Consider the following 25,110-nt stretch of genomic DNA (forward strand, 5'->3'; position numbering starts at 1 on the left):
CAACATAAGGGTGAAAAAGGAGGGTGCAAGAAATGAGCAATCAGGATGAAAAGTTTGTAAAGCCCGAAATACTGGCGTTTGTTTTGAGTAAAATGCTCGACAAAACAATAATTCGCGCAGAATATCAACTCCAAGAGTTGCAAGGTGGGACAATAGGAAATGTCCGGCTTGTAACAGGCACGGTTGAAACTTCCGATGGTGCAATTTTGCCGTATAAAGTGGTTTGGAAAACACAGAGAAAATTTGACCGTTATGGTGATCCGGATTCATGGCGGAGGGAATACGACCTCTATGCATCGGACTTCAAAACGGTCTTCTTTGATTCGTTCCGTTGGCCGGAGTGTTATCACGCGGAAATAATTGGCGATGAGATTCAACTGTGGATGGAATATATCGAGGGTGTGTCAGGTTTGAATCTGACCTCGGAGATGTATGAACGTATAGCTGAGGAGCTGGGGCGATTTCAAGGCAAGTTGTACACGGAACGACCAAACGTACTGCAGAGTCTGCCCAATTTAAGCAAGGTTGAGTATTTGAAAAACTACTATCTGCGGTATCGGTCGTGGAATGTTCTATATGATTACATACGCTCCGACGACTGCGAAATTCCGAAGCACCTGTGTAAAATGCTCATAGACCTCGATAACAATGCGGACAAAATATTTAATCGCATTGAAAAGCTGCCAATCGTGCTTTGCCACAGAGATTTTTGGGTGGAAAACATATTCTTTTCGGACAGTAAGATCGTAGCTATTGATTGGGATACCGCCGGTTGGGGGTACCTGGGTGAAGATATCGCGAGTTTACTATCGGATGAAGCGGACGTTTGTCATATGATCGAATACTATCAAAAATGCATTCCGGCGTATTACAGGGGTTTTTCGGAATATGCCGATGGGTCTCATCTCTCCGATCTTTGTATCTATGAACTCATCCTTGTTATGTTCGGGTACAGGCTTGTGGAGTGGTATAAATTCGCTGAGTCGCCCGAAGATAAAGTAATGCACCTGAATACCTTGCAAAAAATCCATGAGATAGGCAGATTAACGGATTAAACATTGAATGAATATTTGTATATTATGGTAGAGTATCACAGTATTTAACGCCTAATTTGAAGGGGAATGCCGGTGGAACATCTGATAATGGAACCCTATAAACCCGAAAGGGATAACGCCTCAATTACAGCCATGTTGTGTGGAAATGAACAGTTTAACGTGTTTCAACAGAGTGACAAAATACTCTCTGATGGTATATTTGTTGCTCGTTACAATGACCTAACGGTAGCTTTTCTCTCATTTGATGGTTTTAGGAGAAGATCGTTGACGACAATATTTGTTAACCAAGAATACAGAAGAATGGGCATTGGTGCTGCCCTTATGGCAAAGGCGGATAAAATACTTTTTCAAAACGTGGCAGTAGAACGTTCGATAGGTGTCTGCATAGATGGCGACCGTTGTTCTCTGCAATTTGTATATAAGCATGGTTATTACATAAGTTATTCATCCTTTATGATGGAGCGTGAAGGTGTACCTCTTCCTGAAAGTAATATTTCTGTCAGGCCATATGAAGATGATGATTATGTAATATGCCATAACATTTGCGAAATAGCTTTTTACCAAATGCATGAACGCGTGGGGATTCTTCCGTCTTACTATTATCCTCCTAACGAAACGGAGCGGATGAGATTCGCCAAAGATAAAAACAATAGATTCGTGATGCTTATCGACGGTGAAATAATGGCAGTCGGAATTATTAACGGTTTTGAACTGAGTCATGTATCCGTTCGCCCAGATCTTCAATCACGAGGATACGGCAGAGCTTTTATTTCATTTCTTGTAAATGAAATTATGCGAAGGGGTGGGAAAATCGTGACGCTCGGGGTTGTAAAGGGTAATCCTGCGATAAAATTGTATAAGAGTCTTGGTTTCAAAGAAAAGTCATTAAACCATTGGGTAACAAAATATTACAAACCGGACACTCGATTGAGCAGACCACCAACCGATATTTGAGGGGCATAAAACAGGATGATAGACAATATAAAATGGTTACAGGAATGGTACTTTTCTCAATGCGATGGCGATTGGGAGCATATCCAAGGAGTTAAGATTACGACGATCGATAACCCGGGCTGGTACGTTGAACTGAATGTTACGGAAACGAATCTCGATCGCAAAGTTTTCGAAAACATAAAAATTGAACGTGATGATAGTGATTGGCTTTATTGTAAAGTAGAAAATAATATGTTTGTTGGAACTGGAGGACCATTAAATTTAGATGAGATTATCGTGATCTTTAGAGAATGGGCTTCCTCGTAAAGCATTGAACTAACGGAGAACGATAGTTCAATCACTGGTAGGCCGTCGATCAGTTCGACGGATTTTCTTAAATGCGCTCAGACAGAGCATACTTTTCTGCCGAAACACTTACAGAATGCCCCATCTGTAAAGTGTTTTTAGGATCTGCAAACTGTCCCCCTCCGTCTTGAGGAACGGTATCGTAACCCTTGCCAAAAGTGGTTGGCACATGCCGGCATCGGCGAGCCGGATCGGGAGATGGCGCGTAAGGGACAGGCAGATTTGCGCAGCAAGTACTCTATTATTTTTTGACAACTGCTACCCATAATTCATTTTTATTTTCTTCTGGTGGCAAATAACATTCAATGGCAGGTAAATAAGCGAGGTCATACGCTGAGGCTGGGACCCACTCTGTATACAAGCGTTTCCAAAGCTCGCCTATACCATCTGGCCCACCTTCCGCTTCGAATACAGCCCAAGCAGCTTCCGGAAAATTTCTTTTTATCATTCCTTCTGGTGGTAAATGCTCCGATACAATGGACATAATGTAATGGAACTTCTCATTTTTACCATGATCACCATCCGCGCATACTCCTAAAATCCCCTTCATTTTATGGTCGGTTTCCAGTATTTCCCACAGCTTCTCAAAGAGTCCTTCTTCCTTGGCATTGGCCCATATCCGAGGAACAATATTAAGGGCATCAGTTGTACTAACCTGTTCCTGCACTCCCACAATGGAAAATCCCTTTAATTCTTCAATCCTGTAATTCATTTCCGTGACTCCCTTAATTGAAATTTGGAAGGAGATTCGTGGATAAGTCTTGAGTTTTATACCGACGTTACGTGAGGCAGTCGGTGTGGTGCCATGTAAATTTTGAAATGCGCGGGTGAATGCTTCTGGCGAGTCGTATCCCAGCTTCAGTGCAAGATCAATAACTTTAATATTGCTGTTTTGAAGTTCAAAAGCCGCTAACGTTAATCGTCGACGTCTCACATATTCCGATAATGAAACATCCGTAATAAAAGAGAACATACGTTGAAAATGGTACACCGAGCAACACGCGACTTTTGCTACCTCTTCGTAATCGATATCTCCTGTAAGATGTTCTTCAATATAATTGATTGCTTTATTCATTCTTTCGGCCCAATCCATTCACGATCATCCCTTCCAATTTCAATATATATCAATAAGGATCTCGTGGCCGTGCATTCTGTGCACCAAAATGCAAGGGTGTTTAACCATTTTATCCAGCAACCATCCAAAAGACAAAAATAGCCTAATCCTCCGTCATTGTACAGAAGAAAAGGTTATGGTTTTGTCTGGTCAGCGAAGAGCTGTTCCAGCGCTATAGCGGGCAGCTTATGCAAGCTTGGAGCAAGATTCAGCCCCATATGGACCAACCGGATGTGGAGGATCTGCCTGAGTGGGAACGCTTTTCCGAGGCATTCCAGTGGCAGATTCCATGGGCGGATGCTGCAGAGCAGTTGCGCCTGAACTTACCCGGCACGCTGGACCATTTCCCATCGCTTGCCGCTCCCGTGCATGAGTGGCTAGAAACCTTATCGACTCATGTACAGCGGTATTCTGCTGCCGTTATTTATCTGGAGCTTTCGCAATATTTCTCGTTCACGGGCGATCCCGCTCTTTATCTGAAAGACATTCAAAAATACGTTACCCTCTGGCAGTCGCCGCATCCCTCGCAGGAGAAGGTCTGGCAGGGAGCAGGCGATAACTTCTATATGCTGAATGGGGAGCATTTGCCATGGAGAGAACGTACGGTAGCTCAACCGGAGCAAGCTCCGAAATTCAGCCAGCACAGTCCATTCCTCCAGCATCTGGGAAGCGCCAGCCCAAATGGCGGCAGGAGCTCTACATATGGTTGCTTGCGATTCTGTCCGCAGCCCTCTTTCTTACCGTCTATGTCAAGACCTCCAGTGGTTGGTTGGCGGTGCTCGCATTCCTCATCCCCTCTCTGTTTATCGTTTTGTGGAATGTGATTATCAGTCCTAAAAAAACCTCCCGCCATCGGCTGGAGGCTTGGAGAGGAACAGTACTCCCTCTTATGTTGTGCTCAGGATTGAGTATTTCGATGGGCATTCACCTATTAGGGTGGATGGCATGGAAACCGGCCCTTCGGAGGATAAATCAGTACCGGATCTTATCCCCTGGCTGCAAATCATGCAAGCGAAGGTGCTTTCATCTCATGAGGTTGAGCTCATGATTTCTACTAAAAATCCACCAGTCTCTACCTTACAACTTCATTTGAAGCTGGATGAGCAGCTGGCAGCCATGGATACCGTATCAGCGGTTAATGCCAATGTGTTGGCTCATAAAATGTCCGTTTAACTACAATGACTTCGACCTCAACCAGAAAGCCGTTCTTACGGTAATTGCACCAAGTAACGGGTACGAGAGTTCAAAGAGTTAGAAGGGGAATAATGTTCGAGTTTTCATGGATGGATTGTATTGAGATACCATACACATGATACAAATGGATTCCTTCAAGACCAGGTATACAATAGGTTCATTAACTATTTGAAGCATGTAAAATGAACAAGTACCTTTGGAGAGAGAGGCGGGTATCACTTAGCACGGAATCCCTTGCTTTCAGCGCGGAGAGGTCAATTGTATTCCATAACCCAATATTTTTCGTGCGGATCACCTTCTTCAATGACTTTCTTCCAGCCCTTACTCTCATAAAATTTCATCGCCGCATGATTTTCTGATACGCATTTCAATCTGATCGGTTTTTTCATTTTTTCTATAGAGGCATGGAGCAACAGACCGCCAACACCCTTACCGAAGAAATCGGGGTGGACGAATAAATTATGGATAAAGTTATCCGGCAAATACAGAGAAGCAAATCCAAGGATTTGATTATTCTCCTCTACTAAAAAGATATACTCTCCTTCTGTATGTTTATCAAAATCATCTAAAGCCATTGCTTCTATATCCGCCCAATGAAATTTTTTACGACGGGATTCCAAATATATCTTTCTTAAAACTGAGTAGTCAAATTCATTTGCTACTCTAATATTCACATCTTCACTCTCGCTTCTTTTATATGATATGCACCATGAAAAGAGAAGTGGGGGGATTCTTTTGAACGTAACCACTTTTCTGATTCACTGTGTCATTGTACATTTACGCCTTGTCCAACGAATATTATTATCATAGACGACAAAAGATAATTTGTTCAACTAACGGGTACAAGAGTTGAATAAGTCACCCCGAAGACAGCCGACCAGAACGACCAGCTACCGTTCCTCAACTAACGGGCAGGATAGTTGAATTGGTATGTTCGGTTATACAGCTGTAAAATGTAAATAACTACAACTAGAATGGCAATTGTTTGCCTATCCTCAAAGAATTTGATTACGATAAAATCCTCAATCTCGGAGGTAGCAAATGAGAACAGAATCCGAAGTTATCGATCAACTATTACAATTTGCTCATGCGGATGAGAAGGTAAGGGCCGTTCTTCTGAATGGGTCGCGAGTGAACCCGAATGTGATTAAGGACATCTTTTGCGATTATGATCTTAGATTTGTTGTTACCGAGCCTAGATATTATGTGGATCATCAGGAGTGGATTGGTACTTTTGGCGAACTGATTATGATGCAGCAGAATGATATTAAGACGGACGGTGAGGACGAATACATTTTTCTCATGCTTTTTACGGATGGGGTAAGAATCGATCTTTCATTCCGCAGAGCGGAGACCGTCAACGGGCGCATTGAAGATAGTCTTTCTAAAGTGCTTCTGGACAAGGATAATGTTCTGAAAAAGTTTGCTCCTCCCTCTGAAGCGTCCTATATAACCGTTAAACCTTCGGCCGATGAGTTCCATCGAAACATGAATAATCTCTTATGGTGCTCGACGAATGCGGCCAAAGGTTTGTGGAGAGATGAGCTACCTTACGCAAAGTTTATGCTGGATATCGTTGTCAGACAGAATTTGTTGAAGCTGTTATCCTGGTATGTTGGAGCGGAAAATAACTGGGGCGTCAATCTGGGGTCGGCCTCAAAATGGCTGAAAGACTATCTTCCTGAGCAACTATGGCACTCATTCGAGCGTACTTACAGTGGCCCAGCACTTTCGGAAGTATGGGAATCCCTTTTTGCGATGATTCGACTTGCCAAAGAAGTAGGACAGCCGCTTGCGGAAAAGCTTAACTATGAATACCCTGCTAGTGACCATTGCAACGTGCTAGCCTATTTGGAGAGAGTTCGGGTTCTTCCGAAAGACGCGACGGAAATCTAGAGAGCGAAAGAATGCATGTATCAGTAGTTACACTTGAACCGTGGGCCAAAAGCGGAAACAACGAAATCCAGGCTTATGCAGCGGTGCGAGGTGTGGAAAACCAAGTATTACAGCTTAAAATAACAGCACAGTCGATGCCTTTTGCTGATAATACATTTGATGCTATTATCAGTATTGGGTCGTTTGAGATGATCGGGGATGAGCGCCCGTTAGCGTTATCTGAAATGGTTCGGGTAGCCAAACCAGGTGCCAGAATCGGTATTGCTGAGCCGATGTGCCAGCCAATCCCGATGCCTGCTGAATTGGTTGAACTAGACAATCAATTCAGTTTGGGATTCCAAGCATGCTTTAAAACCTTAGATTGGAACTGCAATTTGTTCGCCGGACAGGGTTTACCGATTACGGACAGCTATTATTTCGATGAAGCCTATCAGTGGTGGTTGAATTATCGCGACCTACGGCGTATTTCGGAAGAAGAGCAACAATTGATAACACTTGATAATGGCCGATGGATTTCACCGGGTTTGGTCGTCGGGGAAAAAAAAGTATAGATCTATTGAATGGGATCACCTGCTAGGTGGTCCTTTTAATGTAATGGCATTGTATTAAAGAAGCATCTTTGTGTATTCGGCTAACGGAGAACGATAGCTCGATCGGTACGCGACGGCAGCCGGCTAAAATGTTTGGCTGCCGTCGTTGGGAACCGGGCAGGATAACGCAATAGCCACATAGAACATGTACAATACTGAAATGGTAGAAGATGGTTGGAAAGGTGAATGAAGAATGCACTCTCGTCAAATTGAGATTTTATGTAATAAATTAGGGCTTGGTGATATAACCGTTGCTCCTACTGCGTTATCAGGCGGCTTATTACATCGTATGTATGCAGTACAAACCACCTCAGGAAGATATGTAGTCAAAGTGTTAAACCCGGAAATTATGGGCAGACCAACGGCCATGCAAAACTTCATTACTTCAGAACTTATTGCGAGTCGTGCTGCAATCTATGTACCTGCTCTACCGGCTAAGAAGTTCAATGGTGCTTCTATCCAGCAAGTTGGAGAGCAATTCTGTCTTGTATTCGAATGGATTGATGGAAAGAGCCTAAATTCTAGCAGCATAAATACGGCTCATTGCAAAATAATGGGTAGCATTCTTTCGTCTCTACATAATGGGGATTTTTCAGACCTGGAGATAGCGAATAATTCTTCTGCTGATCGGCGACTAACTGATTGGAACTTCTATTTGAAAAAAGGGCAACAGAGTAATGCCGAATGGACAAGTTTATTATTTGAAAACAGTGAGATGCTTAACGATTGGAATGCCGAAGCAATTAATTCAGCCAATCCAATTTCTTCGGACATGGTTATCAGTCATGGCGACTTAGACCCCAAGAATGTTTTGTGGGATGTTGAACCAATCCTGATTGATTGGGAATGTTCCGGATATAGAAACCCTAAGCAAGACTTGATTGAAACGGCTATTTATTGGTCTGAAAATGAGTCTGGCGAGATTGACAAAGACAAATTCTTATCTTTCATAGATGGCTATAAGAGAACAACACAAGAACAAATCCATGCAAACTGGAGAATGATTTTGGCAAGTGGATTTTTAGGGAAGTTGGACTGGCTGGAATATAGTCTAAAGCGGTCTTTATGGATTGATTGTACGGATCAAGAAGAACAGAAAGCCGGGACGGAACAGGTTGCAGGAACCTTACTGGCTATCAAGCGTTATGCAGAGAAGATTACTGAAATTGAAGGCTGGCTAAAAGAAATCTAAATTTCTTTGTCGATTGCGCTAACGGAGACGATAGCTCAATCGTTAAACAACGGCAGACGGCTAAATGTTCGGCTGCCGTCGGTGCGAACGGGCAGTTTCGTTCCGAGTACAAGGTTGTTTCTGTCAGTTTGGTTCTTCCTCCCCCCAGCTCTTCGAACGTTACCGTAATCAGGCCGACGGCTGGAACGCCTTCGAATTCGTACGTTTGGACAAGTCGTTCAGGCGATGACACTTCGTGGAAACCCCATTATGTGCGTACTCGTTTCCGGCCGGATCTCGCTGAATGTATCTCCAAATGCCGCCTTTCTTTGCGTTCAAGCTGTCCACGATCTTAGTCATGACGCTAGGCCCCCACCAAAATGAAATGTTGTATCGACTTAAAGTCAACTTACAAAAGCGCACAATGGGACAAACAAAGCGGAAAGTTAACCTTTTACGCCTTTCGAGCATGCAAATGAGCCTTCGGAATGACTCCAAAGGCTGTTCGTTATGATGCTGTTTACTCTTACTCGCGTTTCGCTTTGAAACTTGCCGGAGGGATGCCCCAATATTTGCTGAACGCCTTGGAAAAATTTCCGGCATCCTTGAAGCCGCATCGGGAAGCGGTCTCGTATACTTTATGGCCGGCGCTCAGCAGTTTCTTGGCCTGCGTCATTCGAATCGCCATGACGTAGTCGGAATAGGCGGTTCCTGTTTCTTTCTTGAATAGGCGGCTCAAGTGAAACGGATGCAGGGCGAATCGCCACATCGGAATGATCGCCCCGGAGCGCACGAATAGAGGGCCGCCCGCCCCCGCAGGAACGGTATAGGTGATCCATTGCGAACCGCTGTAACGCTTCCCTGTCCAGTAATCGATCCAGTTCCCTTCAGGCAAGTATACTTGATCGGTGTACACGGCAACGAGCAGGAAATCCCCCAGCATGTATTGTCTGCTTAATTCCCGGCAATTCCGGTCATCGGGGTACAGAAGAGGCATGGCACGGGCAATCGGCATGCCGGTTCGGGCGGCGACATGCGCAGTGGCATACAAGTAGGGAAGGAGACGATAGCGCAGCCGGGCATACCTCTGGAATAGCTCGTGCAGCGGTTGCTCCAGAAAATCCGGATGATGAAAATGATCTTGGCTGTGGATCCGCGACCATGCGAGCAAATAATCGGCATGAATGCCCTCGCGGGTAATCAGGTGCATATTCGTCGACGTGTTGACGTGTCCGGATAGCCCGTAATTCAATACGGCCGTGATCGCATGTCTGGCGTTATAAAACGTACCTGCCGTACTGGCGACAAACTGCTGCATGCCCAAATAGCCTTTCTCCATATGGATGACAGGCCGGGTATTCGTCTGCTGGCGGAAGCCAACATGCATCTGTTTGCCGAGCAGAACCGGATACAAATTGTGAAGCTCCGCGCTCGTCATGCCGTTGCTCCATATCCGGTCGGGATGGCTAAACATCGGGTTTTTCAAGAACAGCACGAAGCCGGAGATGCCGTCATCGACAAACTTGCGCAAATGATCGTACCACACCTCTTCCGAATCGTTGCGCTCCCCGTCCACAATTCCCTCGCTCATCCGTTCTTCAAGCAGGGTTAGATCGTAATCGCAGCCTAGAGTCAGACTAAGCTTGAAACCCTGCTTTTGTAGGATGCCGATAAACGAGACTTGACGGAGAAGGTCGTTCGTGCTAATCGGGAACCGTTCCGGATGTCAGCGTTTGGCGGTCGAATAGACGTTGTCCGTCTCCATCCAATCCGCACTCAATCCGATCAGGTCGCAGGGAGTACCGGACCGGCGAAATTTGATGGCGTCGTCGAGCACATCCCGGGCGCTCGACTGTACTCGCGGGCAGAAATTCAGCCCGTACATCCAGATCGGCAGCAGTTGCGGTTTTCCCGCTACGTCCGTATAGGCTTCGAGCAGCTCGGCGTACCCGGTTCCGACGAAAAGAAACAGATCCAGTTCGCCCGACGGCCCTTCTATTAGAATGTCATCGGTCGCTGCACCGATGTCGAACGTATGCCGCCACGTTGTATTCACCATGACGGCCCATCCTCTGGAGCTCATCAGAAATGGAATGGGCGCGCTCGTCCACAGATCCTTCTGCGCCCACATCGGTACGCACAGGCCTCGTCGATCCAGCTTTTCGGGAACGACGTTGCCGAGCCCGTACAAGGATTCGTCGGCATCCAGCGAGAAGCGTGCTCCAAAACCCGATGCCGAGCCGGACCAGGGCGAGCAGCAGGTGTGCAGCCACTCTTTTCCGTCAGGACCGTACAGGCGAAGCTGCCCATCATTAACGTCGATTTGCAGCGTGGCTCTTCCGGCCCGAACGACCGTGACGTTGCCGACCTCCATAAAGCGGCTTTCGCCTCTCGGTTCGATGGTAGCGTTTACAATTCGGTACCGGATCAAAGGAGATTCCGGGAAATGCCCCGTTTCATTCATCCGAATCCGGAAGGTGGAGTCGGCTATCGCCTCCGCCAAGATCCATCCCCCGTTCCCCAGCGAAATCCGGGTATCCGTCACTCTATCCATCTCCACATCCCCCTGTGATATCCATTGCTTCCATGTAGAATCTCAAGGAATAAAGAAAAAGGGGGAGGAAGCAATGCTGCAGAATTGGGAGCAATTTCGAATCGCCTTTCATGATGTGAAGATCAATTGAGGGACTTCATGTACAGCTCTTACAGCCGTTACAGCGTTCTTTGAAAGCGCTCGCTATCGGAAATCAAGCTCGTGATGCGGTGGCGAATACGGAGCAGTTGGAAGCTCGTCGCCTGCATATGTGTGAGCTGCTGCCCGCCGGAATCGGCGGCCTGCCGCCCGGGACACGCCGCTTCGCCCGGTCGCGACCGGAATTGGCGAAACGACATGTTATTAAATTCCAACAGGGGGTATGTACTCATGTTCAAAAAAACGACGGGAAGTTTGGTTGCGGCTGCCGTGTTAGGTTTGTCTTTGGCAGCTTGCGGCGGCACTGCCGACAAAGGGGCGTCATCCGCCCCGAATAACGAGGCGACGACGCCTCCCAAGCAAGCGGAGCCGGTCAAGCTGGTCATGCTGCAGGACGGCGCAACGATTACGGACGACGAGTTCAAAAACTTGATCGCCGCGCCGATTCACGCCAAATATCCGAACATTACGGTCAAGATGCGCAGAAACACGGCGGGCGATAAAGGAATCCAGGACTTGATCGCGGGGGGAGATTTTCCGGATTTCATTTTTACGACCTACCCGAGAATTACGCTTCACCGGGATTTGGGAACTCCTCATGATTTGACAGAGCTGGTCAAGGCGCACAACATGGATCTCGGCAAATTCGATCCGGCGGCGATGGAAACGTCGAGGGTATACGGCGGCAAGGACAAGCTGTACGCGATTCCGTTCTCGCTTAATTTCTTTGCTCTGTTCTACAACAAGGATTTGTTCGATATGTTCGGCGTCACTTACCCGACAGATGGGATGACTTGGGACGATGTGTACGAAGTAGCCCGAAAATTTTCGCGCGTGGTGGACGGCGTCCAGTACAGGGGTGTGCATCTTCCGGGTCTGCTGGACATGAGCACGCAGCTTACGCTACCCTACGTGAGCCAAACGACTGGCAAAGCGAACGTGGAAACGGACGGCTGAAAATGGAGGAGGGAAAGGAATGGACGATTTAACGATTAGCAGAAGAAAACTGTTGGCTTCGATTGGAACAGCTGGAGCGGTGTTGGCGGCAAGTGGAATCGTAAATGCGGGTGCGCCGGTTGCTTTAGGGCAATCGGACGTGACGGAAAGCGTATACGGTAAAGTCAAAGATGACAAGGGTGACGGCAAGTTCCATTGGAAGGACCTGGACCCGATTGATTTTTGCGTCAAGGTTACGCTTGCAGAGCTTAGGGGCGGCGCCGATGCCCGTCCGGAGGACGCTTACTTTGTAGTTGATGCGGGCCAAGAGGGCTTTTTCCTATACGACGAGACAGACGGCTCTAGTCCGGACAATACCGGTACGATCGTCGTGACTACCGGCGGCAAACGGTTCAAACGGGTGCACGAAGCCGGCATGGTCAATGTAAAGTGGTTCGGGGCGAAGGGCGACGGGGTGACCGACGATACGCAGGCGATCAACAATGCGATCGCCGGCGGGAACGTCACGGCCTACATTCCGCAAGGCGTCTACCTGATCCATGCGGACGCATCGGGGATCGGGGATTTGTCCGCCGGCATCGAGGCGAAGGATAATACGACAATCGTTATAAGCCCGCAAGCCGTGTTAAAAGCAAAACCGACGTCCGCCGGACGGTATTATGTCATCAACATTTTCGGCAAGCAAAATGTAACCATAGAGGGCGGCGGGAAAATTATCGGCGAGCGGGAGGAGCATACAGGGACGACCGGCGAGCACGGGTACGCCATCGGTATCGGCGGCTCGACGCACGTGCGGATTCGCAACCTGTACCTGGCCAATTGCTGGGGGGACGGGGCGGTTGTCGGGCAGGACCACGTAAAAACGGGCAGCAGGGATGTCGCTTTCGTCAACGTACGCTGCGACAACAACCGCAGGCAGGGCGTCAGCGTGACATACGGCGAGGACGTGCTCTTCGACAGCTGCACGTTCGAGAATACGAGAGGTACGCTACCCCAATGCGGGATGGACATCGAGCCCGACACAGGCGGGATTTGCCGAAAAGTGACAATCGTGAACTGCCTGTTCCAAAACAACGCCAATTACGGCTTGAGCTTGAACGGGAGAGTCGGTACGATCGAAAACATCGTCGTTGATTCAAACCGGTTTGCCGGCACGGAAACGGGCGCATTTAACTCGGTTTGGAACGTCAATAACGTTACTTTCAAGAACAACATCGTTGACGTGCTGTATACGTATCAGGGGGCCGTTTACATGTCGATTATTAAAAATCATTTGGTGGAAGGGAATTTGATACGCAACCCGAACGGGGTCGCCATGGATGTGAAAATGTCCTCGGGTGTGCAGGTAGTCAACAACCTGTTTACGAATGTGAAATCGACCAGCGTGCGTATGGCGACGGTTACCCATTGGCAGGTCTTTGGTAACTGCATTGACGAAAGCGGCAATACCGGCGGGGCGGATATATCTTTCGCGACGGCGTCGAGCTTCAACAGCATCCAGGGCAACATCATCCGCAATCGGTTGAAAAATGCGGGCACTGCCACGGCGGGCGGCGTGAATTCGATTACGCTGGCGTCGACGGCGTCCGCGGGATCGGGCGAATATAACGGGATGCTGCTCTTTATCGTGGCGGGAACGGGGATCGGGCAGAAACGAAATGTTGCCTCGTATAACGGCACCACGAAAGTCGCTGTCGTGACTACAGCCTGGACGACCGTTCCGGACGCGACCTCGAAGTATGAAGTCCGCAACGGGTCGGACCATGCGATCAAAGTAAACGCAGCCGTAGACAGCTACAATCGGATTCACGGCAACCAACTGATCTTCGGGACGAGGTTGCAAAGCTCGACCGGCATTGTCGATTCGGGGACCGGCACGGTCGTAAACGACAATACGTATTTCGATCCCGTTTAAGCTTCGCGCGGCTATGAAAGATTTATTTGCGATCATGGAGGCCCCTCGAAAAGGGGGCTTGGTACTGGGACAAGATTATGGTATATGTAACATATTGGAATAAACTCAGCTTTCAGAGAAACAATTTGGAAGAATCGCTTCAAAGCAGGAGGTAACATATGAGTTCCATTCTAAAAGCTATAGAAAAGCTAAAGTTGAACGTCTTGAATATAGAAGATGTTCCAGAGTCCTTTAGTTCCGATGTATACAAACTTATTCTTGCCCGTGGAGAACACGTTTTTGTGAAAATTCCCTTTAACAAGGATAAACTATTCCGTGAATTTCAGATCCTTGAAACATTAAAAGATATAATACCTGTTCCTAAGGTATTGGACATTTGGTATGGGGATGAAACTATTACGGGAGCATTGCTTCTTTCAGCCATCCAAGGTGTGCCTTGTACAGGAGTCATTGATGAGAAACTCTCTTTTCAAATTGGCATGTATCATGCTATGCTCCATGAGGTTAAAGCTCCTGGGTATGGTTACCATCTAACCGATGGTTATCAGTTACTTGAGCAAAATAATTGGAGATTACATATCCAAAGTAATTTTGAAAAGTGGAAAGAGCCATGCAAAGAAATTCTCGACCCGGAATTGTATGAAAGATGTATTCTTCACTTTGATCGAGTGTTCTCTGCTTTACCGGACCCGGACGGACCCTGCATGGTTCACATGGATTTTAGGCCAGGCAATATATTGGTGAATGGTAACGAGGTTGCCGGCATTATTGATTTCGAGAGTGCCCGTGGCGGATCGTCGGAAATCGATTTTACGAAAGTCAATCGATATATTTGGGAAGTCAATCCGAGGACAAAGATACCGTTCATTGAAGGTTATCAATCGATTCGACCTATGTTGGCTCTGGAAAGAGCGCTGCCGCTTTATGATATTTACGATGCTTTCAGCTCCGTTGTTTGGTGTAAAAACAGAGGAATTGAAAAAAATCAGACGTTCCTTCAAGAAAATATCGCTATTTTGAGGAGTTCAGTAGGTTATTGAGCATAGTGGTTTAGAGCATATTAGCGTTTTTAGTATATTGTGAGACAGGAAGGAAGTCTCCACTACTGGATATTAGGCAAAGGGACATTTGTTTTTATCGTTCATTGTCGAGTAAGATGTAGATATATTTAATTTTTATAAATTGCATAATCGAGAACAGGTGTCTGACCGGCGAGCATGCTTGTCGTTCTGACTTAATAGGGAAGTCCGGTGCAATACCGACGCGGTCCCGCCACTGTAACGGAGGAGCAGGCAGCTCAACCAGCCACTGATCTACATGGATCGGGAAGGCCGCTGCCGAGTGACGATTCCGGAGCCAGGAGACCTGCCTGTTCTGACAGCACTGCTGTACCTACGGGAGATAGGGAGGTGTTAGATGAACCGTCATAATGTAGATTATGCAGGCGTCTTTCCCTATGTTTTTTTTCACAGGGAAGACGCCTTTTATTATCTCATTGTTTCTGAATGGATCAAGGAGCATCCGTATAGGGTCTGCCCATGCAGGACAGGTAGCGAGTGGAGTTGCGGATCGGGCAATTGCTCGAACGGGTGAAACGGAGCAAATTCTGGAGTGAAGGGGGATTCCAATGACCTTGCAGCAATTGAAATATATTCTGACCATCGTTAGTTGCGGCTCCATAAGCGAAGCGGCAAAGAGGCTGTTTATTTCGCAGCCGAGCTTGTCCAACGCGGTGAAAGAAATCGAGATGGAAGCGGGTATTGAGATTTTCCTTCGATCGTCCAAGGGAATCGTGCTATCAAGCGACGGAGCGGAGTTTTTATCCTACGCCAGGCAAGTCGTGGAGCAAGCCGAGCTTCTCGAGCAGCGGTATATGAATCGTAAGCCTTCGAAGAAACTGTTCTCGATCTCAACACAGCATTACGCCTTCTCGGTACAGGCTTTCGTCGGTCTGCTGAAGGAGCTTAACGTGGATGAGTACGAGTGTACGCTGCGCGAAACACGCACCTACGAGATTATCGAAGACGTACGGAATATGAAAAGCGAGCTCGGAATCATCTATATGAGCGAATTCAACCGAAAGGTGATTCAGAAGATATTAAAGGACAACGAGCTGCGATTTCATCCGCTGTTCCAAGCGGAAGCGCACGTATTCATCAGTGAGGAGCATCCGCTTGCCTCCAAGTCGCTGCTGGACATCGAAGATTTGGATGACTTCCCGTGCCTGGCCTTTGAGCAAGGCGAATATAATTCCTTTTACTTCGCGGAGGAAATACTCAGCACACGGACGTACAAGAAGAAAATATTGGTCAGTGACCGCGCCACGTTATTCAACCTGCTGATCGGGCTCAATGGTTATACCATTAGCTCGGGCGTACTGAACAAGGATCTGAACGGGGAGCAAATTAAATCCGTACGGCTGCGCACGGACGAGAGCATACAGGTAGGTTATATCGTGAATCCGAAGGCGAGCTTGAGCCAGCTGGCCGCCGCCTACGTTCTGAAGCTCAAAACAGTCATTACGGATTTCGGCTATCCGATCATCAACCAAGAGGATGAGCTCGCTTGAGCCCATCCTCTTGTCCGTTATTACAATGTTGCTCTTACTTCTTTGGCTGCTTGGACAAGGTTCTTCAAGCTGGCCCACGTTTCAGTGACACCGCGGGTTTTAAGTCCGCAGTCCGGGTTAACCCATAGCTTGGAGACCTCGATCTTGTCCAGCATGCGATCGAGTCCTTGTTTCAGCTCTTCGACGCTTGGAATCCGAGGGGAATGGATGTCGTATACGCCTGGGCCGACTTCAGTACGGAAGCCGCACTCGTTGATTGCGTCGATGATGGCCAAGTCGGAGCGCGATGCTTCGAACGTAATGACGTCGGCGTCCATCGCATCGATATCGCGAAGGATATCGTTGAACTGGCTGTAGCACATATGGGTATGAATTTGCGTTTCGGCTTTGACGCCGCTATGCACGAGTCTGAAGGCAGGAATCGCCCAGCTCAAGTACTCGCTCTGCCAGTCCGTATGACGCAGCGGCAGCTTCTCTCTTAATGCGGCTTCATCGATCTGGATAATCTCGATGCCGTTGGCTTCAAGATCGAGTACTTCGTCACGAATCGCAAGACCGATCTGAAGAGCGCTTTCCTTCAGGCTGATATCTTCGCGGGGGAACGACCAGTTCAGGATCGTAACTGGACCCGTCAGCATGCCTTTGACCGGCTTGTGGGTACGGCTCTTCGCGAACGCCGAGTATTCTACAGTAATCGGCTTGCTGCGACTAATGTCGCCCCACACGACCGGCGGTTTGACACAGCGTGTCCCGTAAGACTGCACCCAAGCGTTCTCAGTGAAGATGAAGCCGTCCAAGCATTCGCCAAAGTATTCGACCATGTCGTTGCGTTCGTATTCACCGTGAACAATGACATCAATCCCAATTTCTTCCTGTTGGACAATGCACTCTGCGATACGGTCAAAATTGAATTGCTTGTACTGTTCCTCGGTGATGTTGCCTTTCTTAAAGGCTGCTCGGTTTGCGCGGACGTCAGCTGTCTGAGGGAACGAACCAATCGTCGTCGTAGGTAACGGCGGCAGATTGAATTTCGCTTTCTGAATCGTTTCCCGCTCGGCGAAGGCAGGCAATCTCGTGAAGTCGGCGTCCGTCAACTCCGCCACTCTCTTCTGTACCGAGTTGTCGTTCGCGAGGCGGGATGCGCTGAACAGCTTCTCATTCTCTGTATACAAAGCGGAGGCTTCGGGATTTGCTTGCTCCAGAATCGACTTGAGTTCTGCAAGCTCGCGCAGCTTTTCTTCCGCGAACGCGAAATATTGCTTATTCGCCGCCGTCAGCTTCGTTTCGTGCTTAATCGTGTAGGGGACATGTAGCAGCGAGCATGAAGTGCCGAGCACGACTTGGCTTGCATGCTTGCTAATCTCGCGAACGAGGGCAATCGTCTGCTTGTATTGGTTTTTCCAGATGTTCTTGCCGTTGATTACGCCGGCGAATAGCACCTTGTCGCTTGCGAAGCCATGTTTGCGCACGAGGTCCAAAGACTGCTTGCCCTCGAGGAAATCGATGCCGATCCCGTCAAACGGCAGCGCTTGAAGCAGCTGATAGCAGTCGCGAACGTCTCCAAAATACGTCTGTGCGACAACTTTTACGCTGCCTTTGGCGGACAGAATACCGTTATAAAGCTCCGTGAACAGTGCGATATCTTCCGCAGTCAAGTCCGTTACCAATGCAGGCTCATCCAGTTGAAGCCATGCTGCGCCAAGCGTATTCAATTGGTTCAGGACAGCCGTATAAGCTTCGACAACCGCAGGCACGAAATCCTTCGCTTTCTTCGAGCCGGTGAATTTCGCGAGCTTGAGCAGGGTGAATGCTCCGATCAGCACAGGCTTGGTTGCGATGCCGAGCTGTTTGGCTTCCGTAAATTCGTCGAATAGCTTTGATCCGGCCAAACGGATGCTTGTCGTATCGTCGATTTCGGGCACCATGTAGTGATAATTCGTGTTGAACCATTTTTTCATCGCCAGCGCTTTAACGTCGCCTTTGTCGCCTTGATAGCCTCTCGCCATTGCGAAATACGTCTCCAGCGGGCTTAGGCCGAGCGCTTGGTATCTTTGCGGAACGATCCCGAGCAAGCAAGCTGTGTCGAGCAGTCCGTCGTAGAAGGAGAAATCGTTGGACGGAATGAAATCGATGCCATTCTCCTGCTGAAGCTTCCAGTTGGCCGATCTAAGCTGAACCGCCGTTTGTTGCAGTTCTTCGACGGGAAGCATGCCTTTGAAGTATTTTTCCGATGCGAATTTAAGCTCTCTTAGCGCTCCGACTCGCGGATAACCGATAATGGATGTTTTCAATTGTAACAGCTCCTTGCGTGAATGTTGGCTTTAGTATAGAGCGCGGAAGCTGCTATCGGGAAACACAAAAAAGCTATATCCAGGCATAGTTTTATTCTATGGTCCAAACGGGAAGCTTGTCATATCAATATATTGATGGAAAAGGATCAAAAGGACAATTAACATACTGTATATTGGAATATTGGCGTACGTATGCTATGATGATTGTACTTCATTTAAAATACGAATATCGGTCAGGTGCTGACGCCATGAAGACATAGGATTCTATGTTGGGGTGCGCCGATGGCACAAGGCTCGTTATCTAAAACTAGAGTCGAATGATGTCGGTGGCCGCGCTCTCATCCCCGAGGGTGCTTTTTTATTCGACCAAAACGAAACCGGAGGAGAATCGGTATGAAACTTTATACGAAAACGGTATGTCCGAAATGCATGTGGATCAAATCTGAAATTGCGCGTTCTGGTCTCGCAGTCGAGATCGTCAACATCGATCATGACGAAGAGGCGCGTGAAAGATTACTAGAAGCGGGAGTCACGAGCTTGCCGGTTATGGAAGCTGGCGGCGAGTTTATTTTCGATACGAGCGAAATGGTCAAACTTATGGAGCAGGTGAACGTATGATCGCTTTTGCGAGCCGTACAGGTAATGTCCGGTATATTGTTTCGCGGCTTCGGCTGCCTGCGATCGAAATCGAAGAAGACCGTATGCTTGCGGAGCCTTTTTTGCTGTTTACATATACGGACGGCCTAGGAGAGATCCCGGTTAAGGTGAAGCTGTTTCTCGAGAGGAACGGCAAGCTTTGCCGCGGCGTCATCGTGAGCGGTAACAGCAACTTCGGCCATAACGTGTTCGGCGGAGCCGGCGATTCGATCGCGCGGCAGCTGAATGTCCCGCTCGTGCGCAAGATCGACATGCGCGGCTTCGCGGAAGACTATGAGGCCATTCACGACTATTACGAGCAATGTTTCCGAGAGGAGCACGTCGGATGAAATCCTATTTGAAATTGAACAACGAGATGCTGAATCAATACAGCCGGACGGGAAAGCTGGATCTCGCCAAGGATAAAGAGGCAACGCGCCGCTACTTTTTAGAGCACGTCAACGCGAAGCTGCGTTACTTCATCGATACAAGAGAAAAAATACGTTATCTCGTCGACGAGGGCTATTATGAATCCGAATTTTTGGAGCAGTACGACATGTCGTTTATCGAGCAGCTTTACGACAAGGCTTACGCTTACGGATTTCGGTTTCCTTCGTTCATGAGCGCGAGCAAATTTTATGAAAGCTATGCGATGAAAAGCAGGAATGGCGAGGAAATTCTGGAGAAGTATGAGGATCGAATCGTCATTACCGCGTTGTACTTGGCGCAAGGGGACGAGCATCTGGCGGAGCGCGCGGTAGAGGTCATGATGTCGGCGTATCAGCCGGCAACGCCAACCGCACTCAACAGCGGCAAAAAAGCGCGCGGAGAGCTTGTCAGTTGCTTTAAGCTGACAATGGACGATTCGATGAACAGCATTGCCGAGAATATAGGCTATTGCCTGGAGCTGTCCCGCTTAGGCGGCGGTGTCGGGGTAAACGTGACCGACCTCAGACCTCTCGGCGATCCGATCAAAGAGATACTGAACCGCGCGAGCGGCGTCATGCCAGTCGCGAAGCTGCTCGAGAATTCGTTCTCCTATTCGAACCAATTGGGCCAGCGCAACGGCTCCGGTGTAATTTACCTGAACATTTTCCACGCTGATATCGAGAACTTCATTTCAGCCAAGAAGCCGAACGCCGACGAAAAAATCCGCCTTGCGACGTTGTCAACTGGAATCATCGTTCCAAGCATCTTTTTCGAGCTGATGAAGCGGGACAAGGACATCGTGCTTTTCAGCCCGTACGACATTTACAAGGAATACGGCAAAAGGATGTCCGAAATCAGCATTAGCGACATGTACTATGAGTTCTTAGACAATCCGAACATTCGTAAGATCAAGCGGATCAATGCGCGCAAATTGTACACAGAGGTCAAGAAAGCGCAGTTCGAATCGGGTTATCCGTTCGAGGTGTTCGACGATCATGTGAACGAGAAGCATCCGCTGCGCAATCTAGGACGGGTGAAGATGTCCAACTTGTGTACGGAAATTTTGCAGGTTCAATCGACGAGCGTTATTCATGACCACGGCACGGAGAATGAATACGGCTTAGACGTATCCTGCAACCTGGGTTCCCTTGACATTCATAAAGCGGTGAAAGAGAACGATTTCGAACAATTGATCGACACGTCGATGCGCCTATTGACGAATGTGTCCATGATGACGGAAATCAAGAACGTTCCGTCGGTCGCCAAAGCGAATCGCCTCATGCATTCGGTCGGCCTTGGGCTGATGAACCTGCATGGTCATCTGGTCTCTCAAGGAATATTGTATGGCTCGAAGGAGTCCGTTCAGTTCCTGGACGCATTCATGGAAGCCGTCAACTATTACACGCTGCTTGCGTCCATGCGGATTTCCCAGGAGAAGAAAGCAACGTTCCACGGTTTCGAACAGAGCGACTACGCGAACGGTACTTATTTCGATCCATACGTGTCCAAAGAGGTTATCGAGCTGCCGGAACAAGTGAGAAAGGCGCTTGGCAACGTTCCGGTGATTACGCAAGAGATGTGGTGCGCCTTGAAGGAACAGGTCATGGAACACGGCTTGTTTAATGCCTATCGCCTCGCGATCGCACCGACCGGAAGCATCTCTTACATCCGCAGCAGTACGGCTTCGATCGCGCCATGCACGGAGAAGGTGGAGATTCGCGATTACGCCGACAGCCGCACCATCTATCCGATGCCGTTCTTGAACAACGACAACATCTCCTTATATAAAGAAGCTTATGAGATCGACCAGTATCAAATGATAGACCTATACGCAGCTGCTCAGCGTCACATTGACCAAGGGATATCGATGACCTTATACGTGACCGACCAATGGACGACCGAGCAATTGGCCCGCCTGTACATCTATGCCTGGATGAAAGGGATCAAGACGGTGTACTACGTGCGTCAGCGCCTGCAAACGATCGAGGAGTGTGTTTCATGTTCGATTTAAAAGCATTCGAAGCCGTTAACTGGAACCGCAACCAGCATGAGCTGACCAAAGTGTTCTGGGACCAGCAATGGAAGCAGATCTGGTTCCCGGAAGAAATCGCGGTCAGCAAAGACATCAAGCAATGGCAGGATTTCGCGCATCAGGATACCTATAAGAAGGTGCTCGGCGGGTTAACGCTGCTCGACACCATTCAGACCAATATCGGAATGAACGAAATCGCCCGTTATGAGCCGAATTTGCAAGAGAAAGCTTTGTACACGGTGTTCGCTTCGTTCGAAGCCATTCATGCGAAATCCTACTCCTACATTTTCACAACCTTGTGCACGAACAGCGAGATCGACGCGATTTTCGACTGGGTCAAGCGCAACGAGTATTTGCAATATAAGGCGAAGCGAATCAGCGACGTCTATCTTTCGATCAAAGAAGGCGACGATGTCTCCTTGTGGAAGGCGATGTTCGCGTCGGTCATGCTCGAGTCCTTCTTGTTTTACTCCGGGTTTTTCTTCCCGCTGTACTTGGGTGGACAAGGCGTCCTGCGGAACAGCGCGGAAGTGATATCGCTCATTCTCCGGGACGAGTCCATTCACGGCGTTGCAATCGGGTATTTCGCCCAGCAGCGTTTCAAGCAGTTCACGGCGGAGCAGAAGGAGCAACTGACGGTATGGGCCTACGAGTTCCTGCTCGATCTCTACCACAACGAAGTAAGCTATACGAACGACTTGTACGCGGAAACGGGACTAAGTCCTGATGTCAAAAGCTACGTCCGCTATAATGCGAATAAAGCGCTTATGAATATCGGCTTTGAAGTCATGTTCCCGGACGAGGAAGTGAATCCGATTGTTATGAACGGAATTCGCAATGAGGGCTCGACATATGACTTCTTCTCACAGAAAGGCTCCACATACGCAGTAGCGAAGGTGGCTCCGATCACAGACGATACGTTTCGATTTTAATGCGGGGCACCCTTGTGATGAGGGTGCCTTTTCATTTCGCCGTTACTGCTGGCACAGAATAAATTGGGGCTGAATGTAAATTCAATATCAGGCCATATGAATTTGTCCAGACCTGCCGTATCCCTTCATTTAAAAGTATTGAAACAGTCCGGTTTTATTAAATCCGACAAAAAAGGCGTAGAAAACTACTATGTATTGACGATCCGTGAACCACTTGAACAACTCAAATCGTTAATTACAGCCGTTGAAGATGAATGCACGGGGCACCATGAATACATTTAAACCTGGAGATGAAGTGTACGGAAGACCCCGCAAAAATCGAATCGGCACATTAGCCGAATTTATTGCTGTTCATGAGGATGATATTTGGCTGAAACTAGAGAATCTAACCTTTGAAGAGGCGGCATCGATACCGCTGATCGGACTTACGACTTACCAGGCTTTTGTCGATCTGTTACATCTTCAAAAAGGCCAAAAAGTGTTGATTCACGCAGGCTCGGGAGGCGTAGGAACCTTCGCCATTCAACTGGCCAAGCAGATGGGCGCTTTTGTGGCCACAACCGCAAGTATCACTTCCTTTTTATGAAACCGAGCGGAGAACAATTGAGGGTCTTAAAGGAATTGATTGAAGGAGGTCTCATTAAGCCTATTATCGATAAGGTGTATCCTTTGAAAGACGCCGGGCAAGGATTCGATTACCTGGAAAGCGGAAGGGCCAAGGGAAAAGTAGTCATTAGAATAAAGTAAGAGCGGCCGCCGCGGACGCTCCTGCTTGAGCCGGATCATTTCAATATCTCAATATGTGGTATATTCGATTTATTGATATTCCTAATTGGAGGTGTCTATGAATCCTGCTTATGAAGCTTATATCCAATCGCTGACTGGTCGAGATGTAACTGTCATCGGCGTCGGGGTCAGCAACGCACCGCTGATCCGCATGCTTTGCTCGGCCGGGGCAATCGTCACCGCGCGGGACCGCGACCCGGACCTCCCCCGGGAGGAATGGGACGATCTGGGCGTCAGGCTGCACATAGGGGAAAATTACCTGGACCGCGTTGGCGGCGACCTGGTGTTCCGCACTCCCGGGATGCGGCCAAACCATCCGGCGCTGGAATCGGCCCGTGCGGGCGGCAGTCGGGTGACCAGTGAGATGGAGGAGTTCTTCGCGCTGTGTCCGTGTCCCATCTTCGGTGTGACCGGTTCGGACGGTAAGACTACCACGACTTCGTTGATTGCCGACATGCTGGCCAACGACGGGCGCACGGTGCATCTCGGCGGCAACATAGGCACACCGCTGCTGACGCGCGCTGCAGAGATGTCGCCGCAGGACGTATGCGCGGTCGAACTGTCCAGTTTCCAACTGATGGACATGACGCGCTCTCCCCATGTGGCGGTAATTACCAATCTCTCGCCCAATCATCTCGACTGGCATCACGACATGGATGAATATATCGCCGCCAAGAGCCGGCTGCTGGACTTTCAGAAGGCTGGCGATCTTGCCGTCCTGAACGGCGACAATCCTGCGACCGCCACGCTGCGAGGGCGGGGGCCGACCAAGTACTTCGGCAGACATATGATCCACGATGATGTGATCGACGGGCTGGTACCTGTTCGCGATATTCGTTTGCCAGGGTGGTATAACGTAGAGAACGTCATGGCTGCCATGGCCGCCGTGCGGGGAACCGTGTCGGACGAGGCCATTGTGGAGACGGTGCGCACCTTCGTCGGCGTGGAGCACCGAAACCAATGGGTGGCAACTGTAGACGGTGTACATTATTACAACAACTCCATCGGCTCCAGTCCTGCCCGTACCGTTGCCACGCTGCACGCGCACAGGGGCCGGGTGCTGCTGATCGCTGGCGGGCGAGATAAGAAGGTACCGTTTGATGAGATGGCACGTCTGTTTCCTAACCATGTCAAGGTGTTGCTGTTGATCGGCGAAGCGGCAAGTCAAATTGAGGCTGCCGCACGAGGAGTGCCGAACTGCCCGGCCATTGTTCACTGCGGGGACTTGACCGAGGCAGTGGCACAAGCGCACAAGCTGGCCGTACCGGGAGACACAGTGCTGCTGAGCCCTGCCTGCACCGCATATGACCAATACAGAAACTTTGAAGAGCGCGGACGTCACTTTGTAGAGCTGGTCGGGGCATTGCAGCGGTCAGAGGGGAAGGCTTGAGTAAGAAGAGGTGCTCCTCCAGAATACGTGAAGATACCGAAAAGCAGGGCACGTTGTTGAAATAGTAACGGAGGGTTCGTCGGTACAACAGAAAAGGCAGGGCAGCCTGCGGATTGGTTGTCCGTAATCTGCTCTACCTTTTGTTGAACGCGCTGGAGGCAG

The 25,110-nt window shown here is 48.8% G+C and carries 25 protein-coding genes, 1 pseudogene and 1 riboswitch; of the genes and pseudogenes, 19 read left to right on the forward strand and 7 right to left on the reverse strand.

Annotated features, from left to right (window positions below; genetic code table 11):
• Positions 1-32: 32 nt before the first annotated feature.
• The 3 genes from IDH45_RS18560 to IDH45_RS18570 all read left to right on the forward strand — a co-directional run bounded on the left by IDH45_RS18560 (position 33) and on the right by IDH45_RS18570 (position 2,315).
• Complete coding sequence (locus IDH45_RS18560) at positions 33-1,055, forward strand: aminoglycoside phosphotransferase family protein (RefSeq protein WP_190929626.1); 1,023 nt, start codon at positions 33-35, stop codon at positions 1,053-1,055.
• Between the two features lie 72 nt (positions 1,056-1,127).
• The gene (locus tag IDH45_RS18565; RefSeq protein ID WP_190929627.1) at positions 1,128-2,009 is read left to right on the forward strand and encodes a GNAT family N-acetyltransferase; all 882 of its coding nucleotides are present in this window, start codon (positions 1,128-1,130) and stop codon (positions 2,007-2,009) included.
• A gap of 15 nt (positions 2,010-2,024) precedes the next feature.
• Entirely contained in the window at positions 2,025-2,315 is a 291-nt protein-coding gene (locus tag IDH45_RS18570) for an immunity 53 family protein (RefSeq protein ID WP_223836777.1), read from the forward strand.
• A gap of 280 nt (positions 2,316-2,595) precedes the next feature.
• On the opposite strand, the gene IDH45_RS18575 is transcribed toward IDH45_RS18570, so the two are convergent.
• Entirely contained in the window at positions 2,596-3,447 is an 852-nt protein-coding gene (locus IDH45_RS18575) for an AraC family transcriptional regulator (protein ID WP_190929628.1), read from the reverse strand.
• Positions 3,448-3,656: 209 nt separating this feature from the next.
• Here IDH45_RS18575 and IDH45_RS34130 point away from each other — a divergent pair, with 209 nt between their 5' ends.
• Together IDH45_RS34130 and IDH45_RS34135 are read left to right on the forward strand one after the other, a co-directional pair.
• Positions 3,657-4,292: a hypothetical protein gene (locus tag IDH45_RS34130; protein ID WP_223836778.1), complete on the forward strand. Its 636-nt coding sequence runs from the start codon at positions 3,657-3,659 to the stop codon at positions 4,290-4,292.
• A gap of 121 nt (positions 4,293-4,413) precedes the next feature.
• Positions 4,414-4,641 (forward strand): hypothetical protein, encoded by a 228-nt coding sequence (locus IDH45_RS34135; RefSeq protein WP_223836779.1) that lies wholly within the window; start codon positions 4,414-4,416, stop codon positions 4,639-4,641.
• Between the two features lie 275 nt (positions 4,642-4,916).
• Here IDH45_RS34135 and IDH45_RS18585 read toward each other — a convergent pair whose 3' ends face one another.
• Positions 4,917-5,336 carry a GNAT family N-acetyltransferase gene (locus tag IDH45_RS18585; RefSeq protein ID WP_190929629.1) on the reverse strand — a complete coding sequence of 140 codons (420 nt, stop codon included), beginning with the start codon at positions 5,334-5,336 and terminating at the stop codon, positions 4,917-4,919.
• Between the two features lie 367 nt (positions 5,337-5,703).
• Between IDH45_RS18585 and IDH45_RS18590 the strand changes: the two genes are divergently transcribed.
• The 3 genes from IDH45_RS18590 (at position 5,704) to IDH45_RS18600 (ending at position 8,340) form a co-directional block, all read left to right on the forward strand.
• Entirely contained in the window at positions 5,704-6,558 is an 855-nt protein-coding gene (locus IDH45_RS18590) for an aminoglycoside 6-adenylyltransferase (RefSeq protein ID WP_190929630.1), read from the forward strand.
• Between the two features lie 11 nt (positions 6,559-6,569).
• Positions 6,570-7,109, forward strand: a complete 540-nt coding sequence (locus tag IDH45_RS18595) for a class I SAM-dependent methyltransferase (protein ID WP_190929631.1) — start codon at positions 6,570-6,572, stop codon at positions 7,107-7,109.
• A 232-nt stretch (positions 7,110-7,341) separates the two neighbouring features.
• Positions 7,342-8,340 (forward strand): phosphotransferase, encoded by a 999-nt coding sequence (locus tag IDH45_RS18600; RefSeq protein ID WP_190929632.1) that lies wholly within the window; start codon positions 7,342-7,344, stop codon positions 8,338-8,340.
• On the opposite strand, the gene IDH45_RS35305 is transcribed toward IDH45_RS18600, so the two are convergent.
• From IDH45_RS35305 to IDH45_RS18615, 4 genes are all read right to left on the reverse strand, one after another.
• The gene (locus IDH45_RS35305; RefSeq protein ID WP_397327090.1) at positions 8,306-8,572 is read right to left on the reverse strand and encodes a hypothetical protein; all 267 of its coding nucleotides are present in this window, start codon (positions 8,570-8,572) and stop codon (positions 8,306-8,308) included. The two genes, IDH45_RS18600 and IDH45_RS35305, sit on opposite strands and share 35 nt — an antisense overlap.
• Positions 8,509-8,679, reverse strand: a complete 171-nt coding sequence (locus tag IDH45_RS34145; RefSeq protein ID WP_223836780.1) for an SRPBCC family protein — start codon at positions 8,677-8,679, stop codon at positions 8,509-8,511. Before IDH45_RS34145 ends, IDH45_RS35305 begins: the two co-directional genes overlap by 64 nt.
• A gap of 166 nt (positions 8,680-8,845) precedes the next feature.
• Positions 8,846-9,910, reverse strand: coding sequence for a helix-turn-helix domain-containing protein (locus tag IDH45_RS18610; protein ID WP_190929633.1), 1,065 nt, complete (start codon positions 9,908-9,910; stop codon positions 8,846-8,848).
• Positions 9,911-10,045: 135 nt separating this feature from the next.
• Positions 10,046-10,873 (reverse strand): TIM-barrel domain-containing protein, encoded by an 828-nt coding sequence (locus IDH45_RS18615; protein ID WP_190929634.1) that lies wholly within the window; start codon positions 10,871-10,873, stop codon positions 10,046-10,048.
• A gap of 369 nt (positions 10,874-11,242) precedes the next feature.
• Here IDH45_RS18615 and IDH45_RS18620 point away from each other — a divergent pair, with 369 nt between their 5' ends.
• The 4 genes from IDH45_RS18620 (at position 11,243) to IDH45_RS18635 (ending at position 16,452) form a co-directional block, all read left to right on the forward strand.
• Entirely contained in the window at positions 11,243-11,968 is a 726-nt protein-coding gene (locus tag IDH45_RS18620) for an ABC transporter substrate-binding protein (RefSeq protein ID WP_190929635.1), read from the forward strand.
• 19 nt (positions 11,969-11,987) lie between these two features.
• Positions 11,988-13,883 carry a right-handed parallel beta-helix repeat-containing protein gene (locus IDH45_RS18625; RefSeq protein ID WP_190929636.1) on the forward strand — a complete coding sequence of 632 codons (1,896 nt, stop codon included), beginning with the start codon at positions 11,988-11,990 and terminating at the stop codon, positions 13,881-13,883.
• A 158-nt stretch (positions 13,884-14,041) separates the two neighbouring features.
• Positions 14,042-14,923 carry a phosphotransferase family protein gene (locus IDH45_RS18630; protein WP_190929637.1) on the forward strand — a complete coding sequence of 294 codons (882 nt, stop codon included), beginning with the start codon at positions 14,042-14,044 and terminating at the stop codon, positions 14,921-14,923.
• A gap of 141 nt (positions 14,924-15,064) precedes the next feature.
• Positions 15,065-15,270: riboswitch (cobalamin riboswitch) on the forward strand.
• A gap of 240 nt (positions 15,271-15,510) precedes the next feature.
• Positions 15,511-16,452: a LysR family transcriptional regulator gene (locus IDH45_RS18635; protein WP_190929638.1), complete on the forward strand. Its 942-nt coding sequence runs from the start codon at positions 15,511-15,513 to the stop codon at positions 16,450-16,452.
• A gap of 20 nt (positions 16,453-16,472) precedes the next feature.
• Here the strand turns inward: IDH45_RS18635 and metE are convergent, their stop codons facing one another.
• Positions 16,473-18,743: a 5-methyltetrahydropteroyltriglutamate--homocysteine S-methyltransferase gene (gene metE / locus IDH45_RS18640; RefSeq protein ID WP_190929639.1), complete on the reverse strand. Its 2,271-nt coding sequence runs from the start codon at positions 18,741-18,743 to the stop codon at positions 16,473-16,475.
• 393 nt (positions 18,744-19,136) lie between these two features.
• Between metE and IDH45_RS18645 the strand changes: the two genes are divergently transcribed.
• The 7 genes and pseudogenes from IDH45_RS18645 to murD all read left to right on the forward strand — a co-directional run bounded on the left by IDH45_RS18645 (position 19,137) and on the right by murD (position 24,948).
• A complete protein-coding gene (locus IDH45_RS18645; RefSeq protein ID WP_190929640.1) occupies positions 19,137-19,361 on the forward strand; it encodes a glutaredoxin family protein in 225 nt (74 codons plus the stop codon).
• Positions 19,358-19,729, forward strand: coding sequence for a class Ib ribonucleoside-diphosphate reductase assembly flavoprotein NrdI (nrdI, locus tag IDH45_RS18650; protein ID WP_190929641.1), 372 nt, complete (start codon positions 19,358-19,360; stop codon positions 19,727-19,729). Before IDH45_RS18645 ends, nrdI begins: the two co-directional genes overlap by 4 nt.
• On the forward strand, positions 19,726-21,819 hold the full coding sequence (gene nrdE / locus IDH45_RS18655) for a class 1b ribonucleoside-diphosphate reductase subunit alpha (protein ID WP_190929642.1): 2,094 nt from the start codon (positions 19,726-19,728) through the stop codon (positions 21,817-21,819). The genes nrdI and nrdE overlap by 4 nt, the downstream gene beginning before the upstream one ends.
• A complete protein-coding gene (gene nrdF / locus IDH45_RS18660) occupies positions 21,807-22,772 on the forward strand; it encodes a class 1b ribonucleoside-diphosphate reductase subunit beta (protein WP_190929643.1) in 966 nt (321 codons plus the stop codon). Before nrdE ends, nrdF begins: the two co-directional genes overlap by 13 nt.
• Before the next feature lie 48 nt (positions 22,773-22,820).
• Positions 22,821-23,054: an ArsR/SmtB family transcription factor gene (locus IDH45_RS18665; protein ID WP_223836792.1), complete on the forward strand. Its 234-nt coding sequence runs from the start codon at positions 22,821-22,823 to the stop codon at positions 23,052-23,054.
• Between the two features lie 4 nt (positions 23,055-23,058).
• Positions 23,059-23,519: pseudogene (locus IDH45_RS18670) on the forward strand (NADP-dependent oxidoreductase); the annotation flags it as partial.
• Between the two features lie 97 nt (positions 23,520-23,616).
• A complete protein-coding gene (gene murD / locus IDH45_RS18675) occupies positions 23,617-24,948 on the forward strand; it encodes a UDP-N-acetylmuramoyl-L-alanine--D-glutamate ligase (RefSeq protein ID WP_190929644.1) in 1,332 nt (443 codons plus the stop codon).
• Positions 24,949-25,110 lie beyond the last annotated feature (162 nt).

Source organism: Paenibacillus oceani (assembly GCF_014705615.1).
Taxonomy (GTDB): Bacteria; Bacillota; Bacilli; order Paenibacillales; family NBRC-103111; genus Paenibacillus_AB; species Paenibacillus_AB oceani.